At 63.1% G+C, this 13,444-nt stretch carries 16 protein-coding genes; 14 read left to right on the top strand and 2 right to left on the bottom strand.

The features are described from left to right. Positions 1-210: 210 nt before the first annotated feature. Positions 211-819 carry a DUF4142 domain-containing protein gene (locus ACI6S0_RS20810; RefSeq protein ID WP_004209626.1) on the top strand — a complete coding sequence of 203 codons (609 nt, stop codon included), beginning with the start codon at positions 211-213 and terminating at the stop codon, positions 817-819. Positions 820-1,110: 291 nt separating this feature from the next. On the opposite strand, the gene trxC is transcribed toward ACI6S0_RS20810, so the two are convergent. Then, a complete protein-coding gene (gene trxC / locus ACI6S0_RS20805; RefSeq protein ID WP_279728191.1) occupies positions 1,111-1,566 on the bottom strand; it encodes a thioredoxin TrxC in 456 nt (151 codons plus the stop codon). Positions 1,567-1,568: 2 nt separating this feature from the next. Then, a complete protein-coding gene (locus ACI6S0_RS20800; protein WP_004209625.1) occupies positions 1,569-1,751 on the bottom strand; it encodes a DUF3008 family protein in 183 nt (60 codons plus the stop codon). Between the two features lie 354 nt (positions 1,752-2,105). On the opposite strand from ACI6S0_RS20800, the gene ACI6S0_RS20795 reads away from it, so the two are divergent. From ACI6S0_RS20795 to mobF, 13 genes are all read left to right on the top strand, one after another. Further along, positions 2,106-2,426 carry a DUF736 domain-containing protein gene (locus ACI6S0_RS20795; protein WP_004209624.1) on the top strand — a complete coding sequence of 107 codons (321 nt, stop codon included), beginning with the start codon at positions 2,106-2,108 and terminating at the stop codon, positions 2,424-2,426. A 733-nt stretch (positions 2,427-3,159) separates the two neighbouring features. Then, on the top strand, positions 3,160-3,477 hold the full coding sequence (locus ACI6S0_RS20790; RefSeq protein WP_072895440.1) for a DUF736 domain-containing protein: 318 nt from the start codon (positions 3,160-3,162) through the stop codon (positions 3,475-3,477). Positions 3,478-3,550: 73 nt separating this feature from the next. Continuing rightward, entirely contained in the window at positions 3,551-3,874 is a 324-nt protein-coding gene (locus ACI6S0_RS20785; protein WP_434404208.1) for a transcriptional regulator domain-containing protein, read from the top strand. Beyond that, positions 3,795-4,373, top strand: coding sequence for a DUF2285 domain-containing protein (locus ACI6S0_RS20780; RefSeq protein ID WP_434404207.1), 579 nt, complete (start codon positions 3,795-3,797; stop codon positions 4,371-4,373). The genes ACI6S0_RS20785 and ACI6S0_RS20780 overlap by 80 nt, the downstream gene beginning before the upstream one ends. 129 nt (positions 4,374-4,502) lie before the next feature. Next, positions 4,503-4,766, top strand: coding sequence for a helix-turn-helix transcriptional regulator (locus tag ACI6S0_RS20775; RefSeq protein ID WP_004209621.1), 264 nt, complete (start codon positions 4,503-4,505; stop codon positions 4,764-4,766). Between the two features lie 4 nt (positions 4,767-4,770). After that, on the top strand, positions 4,771-5,655 hold the full coding sequence (locus ACI6S0_RS20770) for a replication initiator protein A (RefSeq protein WP_004209620.1): 885 nt from the start codon (positions 4,771-4,773) through the stop codon (positions 5,653-5,655). A gap of 220 nt (positions 5,656-5,875) precedes the next feature. After that, a complete protein-coding gene (locus tag ACI6S0_RS20765) occupies positions 5,876-6,388 on the top strand; it encodes a DUF2840 domain-containing protein (protein WP_004209619.1) in 513 nt (170 codons plus the stop codon). Beyond that, complete coding sequence (locus ACI6S0_RS20760; protein WP_048939280.1) at positions 6,385-6,990, top strand: S26 family signal peptidase; 606 nt, start codon at positions 6,385-6,387, stop codon at positions 6,988-6,990. The genes ACI6S0_RS20765 and ACI6S0_RS20760 overlap by 4 nt, the downstream gene beginning before the upstream one ends. Next, positions 6,963-7,304 carry a DUF736 domain-containing protein gene (locus ACI6S0_RS20755; RefSeq protein WP_004209617.1) on the top strand — a complete coding sequence of 114 codons (342 nt, stop codon included), beginning with the start codon at positions 6,963-6,965 and terminating at the stop codon, positions 7,302-7,304. The genes ACI6S0_RS20760 and ACI6S0_RS20755 overlap by 28 nt, the downstream gene beginning before the upstream one ends. After that, entirely contained in the window at positions 7,301-7,984 is a 684-nt protein-coding gene (locus tag ACI6S0_RS20750) for a lytic transglycosylase domain-containing protein (RefSeq protein ID WP_434404205.1), read from the top strand. The genes ACI6S0_RS20755 and ACI6S0_RS20750 overlap by 4 nt, the downstream gene beginning before the upstream one ends. A 286-nt stretch (positions 7,985-8,270) precedes the next feature. Next, entirely contained in the window at positions 8,271-8,642 is a 372-nt protein-coding gene (locus ACI6S0_RS20745; RefSeq protein ID WP_004209615.1) for a hypothetical protein, read from the top strand. Continuing rightward, positions 8,639-10,501 (top strand): type IV secretion system DNA-binding domain-containing protein, encoded by a 1,863-nt coding sequence (locus ACI6S0_RS20740; RefSeq protein WP_434404204.1) that lies wholly within the window; start codon positions 8,639-8,641, stop codon positions 10,499-10,501. Before ACI6S0_RS20745 ends, ACI6S0_RS20740 begins: the two co-directional genes overlap by 4 nt. Next, positions 10,498-13,263: a MobF family relaxase gene (gene mobF, locus ACI6S0_RS20735; RefSeq protein ID WP_434404203.1), complete on the top strand. Its 2,766-nt coding sequence runs from the start codon at positions 10,498-10,500 to the stop codon at positions 13,261-13,263. The genes ACI6S0_RS20740 and mobF overlap by 4 nt, the downstream gene beginning before the upstream one ends. Positions 13,264-13,444: the final 181 nt, after the last annotated feature.

Here is a 13,444-nt window from a genome sequence, read left to right as displayed (position 1 = left end):
CTACTGCCCGCCCGGCGCAAACCGGGCGGGCTTTTATTTTGTCGCGCCATTGAACATGGCATGATCTCTGCTGCGCCTCGGTCTCTTCGTCGGTGAAGCAGTGAGCAGATCGATTTTCCGGGATTTTCAAAACATGCTTTGAATCGCCCCCGTCAGCGGAACGGCGGTCGGCTATCGGACGTTCGAGCGACATCCAAAGAGGAGGATGTCATGAAAAATCATCTGTGGATGAGCGTCGCACCGATAGCGGCCCTCGCGCTTGGTGCTTGCAGCCCGAAAGTGGAAGAAAAGGCCGACAACGCATTGAACGATACCGGCGCCGCCGTTTCAGGGGCCGTCAATTCCACCGGCAACGCAATCGACAATGCCCAGCAGGCTCTCATGACGACGCCGACGGGCCAGGAATTTGCGGACGCGGCCGCCAAGAGCGACGCCTTCGAGATCGAAGCCGCAAAGCTGGCGGCAACAAATGCCCAATCTCCTGAGGTGAAGGAATTTGCCAGGATGATGGTCGCCGCCCACTCGGATTCGACCGCCAAGATCAAGGCCGCAGCCAAGACGGCCAGTCCCGCGATAACGCCCAATGCCACGCTGACCAAAGATCAGTCGGAGGATCTCGCGGAGTTGAAGGCACTCAAGGGCACTGAGTTCGACAAGGAATATATTGATGGCCAAGTCGATGCCCATGAAGACGCTCTTGAGCTGATGCGCAAATATGCTGCGGACGGCACGATCGCCTCGCTCAAGCAGGCAGCTGGGGAAATAGCGCCTGTGGTCGAAAAGCATCTCTCGAGTGCCAAGGCGCTCGACAAGGACTGACGTGATGCCGCCTTCGCACGCCGTGCATATCTTTTCGGACAATGAAGAGACGCCGTAGCGACATCTCTCCATGGCCTGGGCCTCATGGCCCCTGCCAGCATGTCTGGCGGGGGCCTATTGACGGGGCGCAGGACAGGCCCTCGGTAGCAGACATCTACACGGAAGAAATCGGGCGCTGCCGGCTTTGCGTCCAGGCTCTGACCGAGCCGCAGTTTTGTCGACTTTACCCGCCATCAATATCTTCGCCCGCACGGTCTTTATGATAAGCGAGGCACAAGTGGATCGCGCCTGTCAGTCCGGACGCAAAGCTTGCCGTGCCCATTGGACAATTGCCTGTACCGGCATTGCGCCTGATTCTCGGGCAATCTCCTTGCCCTTTTTCAAAATCAGCATTGTCGGGATCGTCCGGATAGCATAGCGCGCCGCAATTGCCTGGTCGGCCTGCGTATCGAGCTTGCCGAGCCGCAACCAGGGCTCCAGTTGCGGAGCGGCCGCAGCAAAGGCTGGCGCCATCTGCCGGCAAGGTCCGCACCAGTCTGCCCAGAAATCCACCAGCAACGGGATATCGGATCGCAAGGCGTGCGCATCGAAATTACTGGTGCTTAGTGCGACCGGCGCCGCCGCGAAGAGATCGCCACCGCATTTGCCGCATTTCCCGCCGACACCCAATTTTGACGATGGCACGCGATTGAGCACCGCGCACATCGGGCAGGCAATGATCAGCGCCTGGTTGTCGTTACCGGCCAATGTCAGCCTTTCTTGGCGGGCAGCTTCTTGCGAGCTATGCTCGCAAATTCCTCGAGCTGCTTCTCGGTCATCGACTCTTCCATTTGCTTTGAAGCGCCGCGCAACTTCGATTTGGGTTGATCGCCGCGCTTGGCGGCAAGAGCGGCACCGGCCGCCTTTTGCTGCGCCTTGGAGGTTGCAGGCATATCCTCATCTCCCAACATCAGATAGCCCAGAAACGCATCATCCCTGCATTGGTGCCAGCATGCCGCCCTCCTGTCCCAACAGTCGAACCAGGTCCACTCGCGGGTTCTCAGGACTGCTGTGAGAGTGCCACAGGCTGTGGATCTTGGCTCGGAGCATGGTGAAGGCAGACCTGACGCCATCTGTCTGCCCAGCCCCATTCTCCCTCATCCTGGCCTTGGAGCAGCGTGATTACCTCATGCCGTCAACCCCGCGAGGAGGTTCCCGGATGCCATAGCCATCCGTGACGTCGGTAATCAGCTGCCCCCTGGGCTTGGACATCGGGAATGGTCCCGAGCAGACAAGGAGATCACATTATGGCTACCATCGTCGCGAACCTCATCGTCAAGGGCGATAGCCTTGAAGGCACGCTCGCCACCCTGACCATCAGTGCCCCCATCACCGTTGTGCCCAACGCCCGCAAATCGAAGGAGGCGGAGCCCGATTACCGGATCATCAGCCGCAGCAATGGTTTCGAGCTCGGTGCTGGCTGGAGGAAATTCGCCCAGTCGACCGGTGCCGAATATGTCTCGGTCGTTCTCTCGGCCCCGGAATTCGGGACCATCTACGGCAACATCGCCAATGCGCCGGGGAATGACCCGATGCGCAAGGTCATCATCTGGAATGCACCGGCCTGATCGATGCGTCCCGGTCCGCCATTGGTGGACCGGGGCGTGCCGACTGACAGCCCGGCAATGGATTGTGGTTCGCGGCGCCCTGCCGCCACGCTCTGGTCGTCGGGCAGATGTGCGCTGCGGTGGGAGAGAGCACCTTCCCTCATTGGATAAGGGGTGGCCCCTGACCATTTGGCTGCGCATGGTCGCGATCGCTGCACGTCTCCATACCGGTCGCCTGCTTGTTGCGCTATCATCCTTGCCCTGCCAGCGGTGAGCGCAATCCAGCAGGCAGCGCAAGCCTGCAGAATGATTTGGGGACGGGACAGAGCTGCCGATCCGGTCTGCCGAGATCCTCGTTGCCGGCATCGGCGACAGCTGGGCGCAAGGATTGATGTCCGCCTGATCGAGGATGAGCGCTTGTCAGTCATGGCTTCAGCCGTGCGCGCCGATCCCCGACCCATCCCACATTGCCAATCGTCAAACATGTCCGTTGCCCGTTCGTGCCGCGCCATGGGCCTCTTTCCCTGCGCATCTGCACCAACATCGCCTGCGGCTGGAAGGCTTGCCGCAATGGCGCCGCTCGCAGTTTCTTCCCCGCGGCGCTTCGCGTCGCTCCTCGCGAGCCAAGAAACGGCTGTGGCCCCGTCCTTCGCTTGCGCTGCGGGCCTGACAGCTGCGGCGCCTTCCTGTTGCTGCCCCTCATGCGCATCGAGGCCGCAATGGCGCGGCTCGAGCAACAGAAAAGGACTGGATCATGTCGAAGATCGGCAGCTTCAAGAAGGTCTCGGGCGAATATCGGGGCCAGATCATCACTCTCACACTGCTGGCCAAGTCGGTCCGCATCGTCGAACAGGTCACGACCAGCGAACATGCGCCCACCCACCGCATCTATGCCGGCGAAGCCGAGGTCGGTGCCGGCTGGGTCAAGACCCGCAACGAAGATCGCCCCTTTCTCTCCATCAAACTCGATGATCCCAGCTTCACTGCTCCGATCTTCGCGCAACTTTTCGAGGGCGAGAATGGCGAACATGATCTGGTCTGGAATCGCCCGCCCCGCCGTGGCGCGGACTGACTATGGAAAGGTTCGCTCCCCCAAGGGGGCGAACCGTCCCCATTTGCGGGGATAGCGACCCCCTGATGATGGAATGGCTGAGCTTTTGCCGCCACGCCAACTTCCCGCCATGGCAGAGCGAACAGGCATGGGTGGCAATGAAGCGGCAGGGCGCCAGCAGCTCGATCTGCCTGGCTTTGCGCAGGAATTTCTCCGCCGCAACCCACGCTACCGCGCCGAATATCATGCGCTTGCCATCCTGCCAGCTGGACAAGCGCCATCGGCGCGGGAGGTGATGGCCCGGCGCTGGGGCCTGAGCTTTCCCCTGTGCCCCCGACATGTTTGCCGCAGCGCAGCCCGCGCTCTGGCATCCGCAGGCGGCGCCGGCGGTCCTCATCCTGGACACCGCGCCGTTTGAGGGCGCGGCTCCTGCTCTCTCCGATTTCGAGGGGCAGCCTGACATTCTGGTCGATCAACTGCTCGAAAACGGGCGTCACATCGTCCTGGCAGACGGCGGCGGTCTGCACCGCCTGTGGCTGCGCCCCGGGCCGGCCGACAGATCACTTGCCTATATGGTCATCAGAGACGACGCGATCGCGCTTCGTCAGGCCATGGTGCGCCGCTTCGAGCGGCGCACGGCGGGCGGCCGCGCCGGCCGAGCGCCGCCCGGCATTTGCCCCACGTCATTTCAGCGCCAGCGCCTATCCATGCTGCTCGACATACTCGATGCTGCCGGCGCGCGGGACGAAGCCCGGCTGACGACACACGAAATCGCGCGCAGCCATGTCTATGCCCACATGCAGGTGGGGCAGGGCAGCGAATGGAAATCCTCGTCCCAGCGCCGCCGCACCCAGCGCCTCATCGATGAGGCCCGGGCATTGATGGAGGGCGGCTATCGCAGGCTCCTACGCCCCTGAGCGCTACGCGGTGCGACAAAAACCCGGCGATCCAGATAGCCGCTCCACCATGCCGGACGCGCTTCGCCATCCTCCGCCGGACGGTCCGCTGATCTTCGATCCCCGGCCCACCTTCGATGGAGAATGATCATGAGCGCCAATCGCGCCCTGTCCTCGCCGCAATATCTCAGGACACCCGACGCCGCCCTGCATCTCGGCCTCAGCCCGCGTACGCTCGAAAAGCACCGCTGCTATGGCACCGGCCCGGCTTTTCACAAACTTGGTGGGCGCGTCGTCTATACGATCGACGCGCTCGACAGCTGGGCAGCGCTCGGCTTGCGGCGCTCGACCTCCGATCCGGGTTCAGGTGTCTGCCTGCCCGCCCGCCGGTTCGATGGCCCGGTACGGCGCTGAACCGATGGCACATCATAGCGCTCTCACCGTCCGGGACGAGCCGGACCGCGCGCAGCTCGAGCTGTTCCGTTCCATTCCCGGCAATATCCCGCCCCGCGATGCCCAGGATCTGATGGCATGGCCCTTCTTCAGCCTCGCCAAGTCGCCTCGGACCGTGCCGATCGCCTTTGAAATGGGCCAGACCTGGATATCGGTCGAGGCCGTGCATCAGCATGGCATGGCGACGATCTGGGATGCCGACATCCTGATCTGGGCAGCGAGCCAGCTGGTGGAGGCCCGCGACGCCGGCCGGCCGACCTCCCGGCTCATGGCGACCACGCCCTTCGAGATACTCACCTATATCGGACGCGGGACCAGCCGCGACAATTATGACCGATTGAAGGCGGCGCTCGATCGGCTGCAGGCGACCAGTGTCGCGACCTCGATCCGACAACAGCATGAGCGCCGCCGGCACCGCTTTTCCTGGATAAATGAATGGCAGGAGCGGCTCGACGGCAAGGGCCGCCCCCTCGGCATCGAGCTGATCCTGCCAGACTGGTTCTATGCAGCTGTGCTGGATCGTGCGCTCATCCTGACCATCGATCCCGCCTATTTTCGCCTTACAGGAGGTCTCGAGCGCTGGCTCTATCGAATCGTGCGCAAGCATGGCGGCCGACAAGTTGGTGGCTGGAGTTTCGACCTTTCCCATCTGCACGCAAAGTCTGGCGTACTGTCACCCTACAAACGTTTTGCCTTCGAACTGCGGGACATTGTCCGCCGTCAGCCGCTGCCCGGCTATCACCTCCTCATTGACCGGGACAGTGGACGCGAGCGGCTGAGTTTCGCACCGATCGCGCTCAGCGGCTTTGAGCGCGCCCTGCGCCGAACCCGTGCGAGCCAGCAGCGATGAGCCGACTTCGCCTCGTCCTATCGGGAACCGGTGGGCTCGTCCTATCAGGAACCCGATCCTCGTCCTATCGGGAACCGAGACCAGCGATAAGCCGCTGGCATCGCTTCCGGAATCCCGCCCCCTCTAACCATGCTAATAGGAAGGAATCTTCCAGATTCCTTCTAACGCGGTGCGCCGCGCGCCTGGTGATCGCATCCCCATGCCGTGAGCGAGACGCAAGATGACGCCAGCACGGGACCGCGCTGGCCCCGGCACAGCCGTGGCGGACAAGAAGCTTCACACCGACATCGAACTTGTCTGGATCGAAAAGCGCATCGAACATTGGATCCGCTTCGGCAACGCAGTGGACGAGACGATCCACTCGCGCTGCACACGCATATTGCGCTTCCCTCCCAACAGTCCTGTCGCATTGGTTCGGTGGTCGGCGAGCGACTATGGCACGATCCGATCGCGCATCGACATCATGTGCACGGTGATACCGGGCGAGGCCTGTTCGACGCTGCCATTCGTCCGCCCGGGCGCGCAAATCTGGCTCAGCATCGAGGGCGGGCCCAAGGTCCAGCTGGTGCTCGAGACAATCGATGCCATCGAAGCGGCCGGCATCGATCCCTGCGCTGTCGTGCCCGAACATTGGAGCCATGTCGCCGACCGGATTGCAGCGGGCGAGCAGCCACGCGCCTACACTGCCGAGCGCCATGTGGCGTGGCGCAAACGCAAGGCGCTCGGACGATGAGCCGGGCTTTCTATCGTCTCGCAACGCTGCTCGCAGCGCCGGGCTTTGCCATCGCCTTTGCCATGATTGCAGTCAGCGGACCCGCGCCACGCCTGCTCTGGAACAGCAGCGCGAGTGCGCCCGTCGGGCTCTATCTCGTCCATGTCGGCGCACGGGCGCGGCGCGGTGCCTTCGTCGCCGTCATGCCGCCGCCACGGCTTGCCGCCTTCATGGTGCGGCGTCGCTATCTAGGCGAAAATGTGCCGCTACTAAAGCGGGTCGCAGCGACGGCCGGTGCCCGTGTCTGCAACGCCCAAGGCATTATCAGCATAAATGGGATCGCCCGCTCGATCGCCCACGCGCGGGATCGGGAAGGCCGTGCACTTCCAGGCTGGGTTGGGTGCCGCACGCTCGAGAGGGGCGAACTCTTTCTCCTCAATGCGCCGGCCGACAGTTTCGACAGTCGCTATTTCGGTCCGCTTTCCAGCCGGACGGTGATCGGGATCGCGACGCCAATCCTCACGCGCGCCGCGCCCGATGCGCCCTGGCGGTGGCGCCGCGATGCGACAGCCCAGACCGACAAGGAGAAAAATCGATGCATATCGGTAAATTCCGCAAGGTGATCGGCGGCTATGCCGGCCGGCTCCAGACATTGAGCCTCGATCTCGACATCCGAGTCCTGCCCGCCGGGCGAAAGGCAAGCGCGACAGCGCCGGACTGGCATGTCGTCCTTGCACGCGGCGACGCGCGCATCGACGTTGGCTGCGGCTGGACGCGCACCAGCGACAAGGCCGGCCCCTTTATCGCCCTTCTGCTCGATTGCCCGTCTTTCTCTCGTCCACTCCGGGCAAACCTCATGCGCTCCGATCGCAATCCCGCTGACCATGCCTTGCTCTGGTCGCGCAGTCTGCCGCGCCCTAGGGAGGCGCAGCCATGACTGCCAGATCCGCAATCATGCGCCGTCGCCTGCCCTGTTTTCTGCTGGCCGGCCTCCTAGGCTGTGCCATCGCAGCGCCGTCACGCGCCCAAGAGCATGGCCTGATCATCGCCGAAGCCGCGTATCGCTTCGCGCTTCCCGAGGACCTGATCCGCAGCGTCATGGCGGCAGAGAGTGCAGGCGATCTGCGCGCCGCATCGCGTGCTGGCGCCATGGGACTGATGCAGATCATGCCTGCAACCTGGTCTTATCTGAGCAGACGCCACCATCTGGGTAGCTCTCCCTATGAGCCCAGGGCCAACATATTGGCAGGGGCTGCTTATCTGCGCGAAATGATCGACCGCTATGGGGATCTACGCCTTGCTCTGGCGGCCTATAATGCCGGGCCGGGGCGCGTCGACGCCTACCGCAAATATGCCCGTGCCCTGCCCGCCGAGACCATCACCTATGTCGCTCGTGTCACCGAAAGGCGCGAGGCTGATGCCCGCAATATGTTTGTCCCCATGCCGACCGACTGGCGCGCGTCGCGCCTCTTCTCTGGCGGGATCGCCGCGATGAAGCCGCCGGGCGATGGCGCTGCTGCTCGTTCCGCGCTCACCGCTTATTTGCATGGTGAGGATGGCTTTGTGGATGTGCTGCCGACGATCTTCGTACGGCACTCTACTGGCTCGGCGCGATGAACCATCGTCCTACCGCCCATGTCGCAGTTGCCGGTCGGAGCGCCGCATGGTCGAAGCCGGTCATGCTGGCGAGCGTTGATTGGGGCGCCCATTGGGCAAGGTTCCAGGGCTGCGATGCTCCGCATCGAGCCAGCAATTTTGATACACACCTCACGCACGGGTGCATCGCGCATTTCTGCGGGGTTGACGGGATGCCGATAGCATCTCGCCAATCGCAACGGCGCGGACATGGCGCAATTGCGCCATTTCTAGCGATGGCAAATAGCATCTCGTCACAGGTAGTGCGATGAGCGCTCGGGCCCAAACCGTGCGGCTCTCTCCAGCCCAGCATCGCATCCTTGCCGAATTCGCCCGGCAGCGCGGCTTGAGCGAATATGCCATGCTCGCTCGGGTCGTGGACCAGGGGCTGATCGCCCTCGTCCAGGGAACAGGCAGCGCGATCGACACCCGCGAGATCGTGACCGAACTTGCAGCGGTCGGCACGCATGTCATCGACCTCGAGCATATGCTCGACCGCACGCTGTTCACCGCCTGCGCAGCCTATTGCTACGCCCGCAGCGCGGCGAGCGGCGCAGGCAAGAGCGACGAAGTCCTCACCCAGGAGATCCATGCCGCCTATGATCGGCAGCGGCGGCTCGCGCAGGAACATCGATCATGACCCGGCGAGACGATCGCCGCGACCATGCAGACGCCCTGCGCAAGCATCATCTCGGTATCGAGGGCGCGCGCCTCAAGCGGCAGGCCTTGGTGATGCTGGCCTCTATCGCCATCGGCGGACTGTCCTTGCCGACCATCTTGCTGAACAAGGACAGCATGCTGGCCACCGGCACCTATTATTGGGCCAGGACCAAACTCTTGGCCGTATCGGCCTGGAAGGCGGACACGGGAATCGATGTCCACTATCCCGACCATATCGAGGAAGGACGATCCGCCCGCCAGATCATCGCCCATCCCTATTTCCACCACCAAGTGGATCTTCTCTGGGCCTGCATCAAAGGCGGCAGCATGCTGGGCTTTGCTGGCTGGCTCGTTGCGCTGATCGCCATGCGTCATGCGATGGCCCGGCGACGTGAGCGCCTGCTGGCCGATCGCTGGATCGGCGGAACGCAGGTGGCGGACGAGAAGAAACTCGCCAGGCTGACCGGCAGGCAGGCCGATGCCCGCACCCTCTCGATTGGAAAGGTACCAATTCCCACCCGCCTCGAAACCCGTCACATGGCCATGATCGGCACAACCGGGAGCGGCAAGACCACAGCCTTGCGGCAATTGCTCGACGGTATCGAGGCGCGTGGCGAAGCTGCTTTGGTCTATGACACAAGCGGCGAGTTCATCGCACATTATTACGATCCGGCGCGCGGCGATATCATCCTCAATCCGTTCGATGCGCGCTGCGCCTTCTGGTCGCCGTTCGCCGAGATCGCCCATCCCGCCGATGCCGACCGCATCGCCCACCAGTTGATCACCGAAACCGGGAAACATGATAGCGACGTGTGGCTCGATACCAGCCGCATCCTTGTCGCCAACATGATCAGGGCTTTGTGGCGAGAGAAGAATGGCACTCTGCCAAACCTGCTTCATGCCCTGAAAAACCGGACCAGGGATGATCTCAAGCAATGGCTCGCCACCAGTTCATCGGCACGCACCTTTGCCGACGATGCCGACCGGGCAACGGGCAGCGTCCTTTTCATGCTCGCCAAGGCCGCGGACCTTATCCAGTTCCTGCGCGCCGAGGGCGCCAAGGAGAGCCCCTTTGCCTTTCGCACCTTCTTCAACGGGCTCGATCGGCATTCCGGCGCGCGGCCCTGGATATTCGTGCCAAGAAAGGAGGACTATTTCGAAGCGTCCAAACCCTTGCTCGCCTGTTGGCTGGAATGTGCGGCAAGCGCCGTGCTGGGCCTGCCCCCTTCCGATACACGGCGCATCTGGTTCGTGCTGGATGAACTGGCCGACCTGCCCCGCGTCGACAATCTGGCGCGGCTGCTGCCCGAGGGCCGCAAATTTGGTGCGGCGGTGATATTGACCTTCCAGGCGCTGGGGCAGATGCAGCACCGCTACGGGCCGCAGATCGCCGAGGCCATGCTGGGCTGCTGTAACAGCAAGCTGTTCCTGCAAAGCATCGACGGCGAAACGAGGAAATGGGCCAGCCAGACCATCGGCGAGTGCGAGATGGAAATGCGGACCAAGGCCGACATTCTGGTAGACGGTGATGAGGGCCACCAAATCAGCTTGGGCAAGCGGCGAGAAGTCCGCCCGGCCGTCTTCGAGAGCGAACTGCGCCTTGCGCGGCATGATGGCTATTTGCTGCTGCCCGACGGATTGCCAGTAGCCAAAATCCGGCTGACCGCCGATCATGTCGCGCGGCGCGGCCCCCCACGCCAGCCGCGGCTTATTGAAGCCGATCCGGCGACCATGCTCTGGGGCAAAGCTGCGCCAGCGTCCCCGATATCTCCGGCACCGCCATCTCCAGCAGCGTCGTCACCGCTTTCCACCCAGCCCGAGAGCCAAGGGCCAGTATGATGGTGGCATCGGTATCGGCATTGACCAGCTCGGCGCAGGCGAGCAGCTATTATGAGGCCGATGACTATTATGCCGAGGGCGGTTTGTCGCCCTCCCATTGGCAGGGCCAGGGCGCCGAAGCGCTGGGTCTGTGCGGGGAGGTGGACCGCGACCAGTTCCGTGCCTTGCTGGACGGCAGGATCGGCGATCTGCAGCTCGGCGCCTTTCGGGATGGCGCGCTTCACCACCGTCCCGGCTGGGACGTGACCTTGAGCGCCCCCAAGTCGGTGTCGATCATGGCCCAGGTGGCAGGCGACCGGCGCTTGATTGACGCCCATGGCCATGCCGTGAAAATCGCGATGGCGCATGTCGAACGGCATATGGCCGCGACCCGTGTACGCGACGGCGGCACCGTTGCGCGCGAGGCGACCGGCAATCTGGTCATTGCCAGCTTCCAGCATGGCACCAGCCGTGCCCAGGACCCGCAGCTTCATACCCACAATGTCATCATGAATGCCACGCAGGGTGAAGATGGTGGCTGGCGCAGCCTAGAACCGCGCGCGCTCTACCAGCTGCAAAAGCAGATTGGAGCCATCTATCGACAGAAACTGGCCTTGAAGGTGCGAGAGCTCGGCTATGAGATCGATGCCGGCAAGGAGTCCATGTTCGAGATCACGGATGTGCCAGCCGGTGTCATTGACGCGTTCAGCACCCGAAGTGCCGAGATCGAGGCAGCGCTTGTCGAAAGGGGAACATCTCGTGATGCCGCCAGCGCTCTGGAGAAGCAGATTGCCGCGCTCGACACGCGCGAGGCCAAAGTCCTCGCCGACCAGACGGGACTTGTTGCGCAATGGCGGGAGAGGGCCGCCAAGACCGGCTTTGGGGCAGAAGTGAGGTCGATGATGGTAAGAGAGGCTCAGGCCAGAATGGCCGATCCTTCTCATCGCGCCAGGATGGCGTTTGAGGGCGAGAATGGCGCAGCCCGCGCTGTCGCCCATGCCGCCGCCAGTCTGGGAGAGCGGCAGTCGCTATTTTCCGAGGCCACCTTGAGACAGGAGGCTGGACGGATCGGGCTGGGCCGGATCGGCTACGAGCAGATCGGGGCCGCAATCGATTTGGCCACGAAGAAGGGGGATTTGCTGGAACGTGTCTATATCGACCGGCGCGGCGCCGAATTTTCCGGGTTCACCACCCGGCAGAATGTCGAGACCGAAACCAGGATGCTGCGGATCGAGGCGGACGGGCGTGGGGGACTTGCCCCAATCGCATCCCCACTTGCGGCCGCAAAGGCGGTTGCCAACGCTGCAGTGCAAGCCGAGCGCGCAGGTTTCGGCTGGAACCCCGATCAGCGCTCTGCCACCCAGAAGCTCCTGAACAGTTGCAACCGGATCACGGCTCTGCAGGGCTATGCCGGCACGGCCAAAACCACGACTGTACTGGCGACCTTTGCCTGTGAGGCTGCGGCGCGAGGCGTGTCGATCACCGCACTTGCGCCCACCGCATCAGCGGCGATGGTGCTTGGGCAGGCGCTGGGCACAAATGGCAATACCGTGGCCCGACACCTGTTATCACCGCAGCGTGGCGATATTGGTCGACCTGCCGCGTGGATCGTGGATGAAGCATCCCTGTTGTCGGCTCACGATATGGCACGACTGTTCGAGCTTGCAGCCAAGCATGATGCCCGCATCCTGCTTGTCGGGGATGTAAAGCAGTTGGGTTCAGTCGAGGCGGGCGCGGCCTTTGCCCAATTGCAGGACGCCGGCATGGAGACCGCCAGGCTGGCCGAGATTGTGCGACAGACCAATGGTGCCACCAAGGAAGCCGTGCTGGCTTCGATCGATGGGGATGCCAGAACAGCCATGGCAGCGCTGGATCGAGGTGGCGGGCAGGTCATAGAAAACGCGGATCGGAATGAGCGCTTTGCTGCCATCGCCCAGCGATATGCCGCGCTCGACAAGACAGGACGTGCCCGCACCATCATCATCGAGCCGTCGCGCGAAGGGCGCGATGTGCTGACCGCAGACATTCGCACCGCCCTCGCTCGATCGGAGATATTGACCGGTCCCGCCGTTGCCGTGGAAAGCCTCACCAACAAGGGGCTCACCCGAGCCGATGCGCGCGCTCCGCTGAGTTACGACAAGGGCGACGTCGTCAGCTTCACTCGTGACTATGCCGATAAGGGGGTGGCGCGGGGAGAAGCCTATCGCGTCGAGAGCATAGATCCGGTCAAGGCTGCCATCACACTCAGGGCCGAGGATGGGCGCGCGGTGGACTGGCGCCTGCGGCAATGGGGGGCAGGTCATGCTCAGGCTTTCTTGGCCCAGTCGATCGACCTCAAGGCCGGCGATACGATCCGGTTCACCCGCAATGACCGCGAGACGGGGCGGGTGAATGGCGCCCGTGCGCAAGTCCTTGCGGTTGATCAAGAGGCGCGCACCGCCACGGTCCAGACTGGACGAGGGAAGATCGAAACGCTCCATCTCGATTCCGCCCGCGACCGGCATATTGCCCATGCCTATGTCGATACCGCCTTTGCGGCGCAGGGCAGGACCGCCGACCACGTCATCATCCATGCCGACAGCAGAGCGACCAACCTGGTCGATCAGAAGTCCTTCTATGTAGGGATCTCCCGAGCAAAGCTGTCCGCCACCATATACACTAATGATCGCGACAGGCTCGTGGCTGCGATCGGTGAGCGGACCGGCCAAGTTCAGACGGCCATATTTCAGGCCAAGGCCCCGGCACTTGCAGCTGGCGCTAGGAAAGACGCTGGTCTGGGATGAGGCTGGGCCTTCATCCTGGCAGGGTAAAAAGTGGCGGCATCAAACAATTCGATTGGTTCGCGCCGGGCAACGTTCCCGCCTAGAAGTGGACCAACCGCTGTAGGGGGCCGGCGCCGGGCGCCCCGGCAAACAGCGATCGACGGTCGGGAGCGGACGGTCGGAGATCAGTGTCGCCTCGATC

The sequence above is a fragment of the Sphingobium sp. DN12 genome (genome assembly GCF_051058005.1).
In the GTDB taxonomy this organism is placed as follows: domain Bacteria; phylum Pseudomonadota; class Alphaproteobacteria; order Sphingomonadales; family Sphingomonadaceae; genus Sphingobium; species Sphingobium yanoikuyae.
This window is presented reverse-complemented; position numbering and strand designations above follow the sequence as displayed.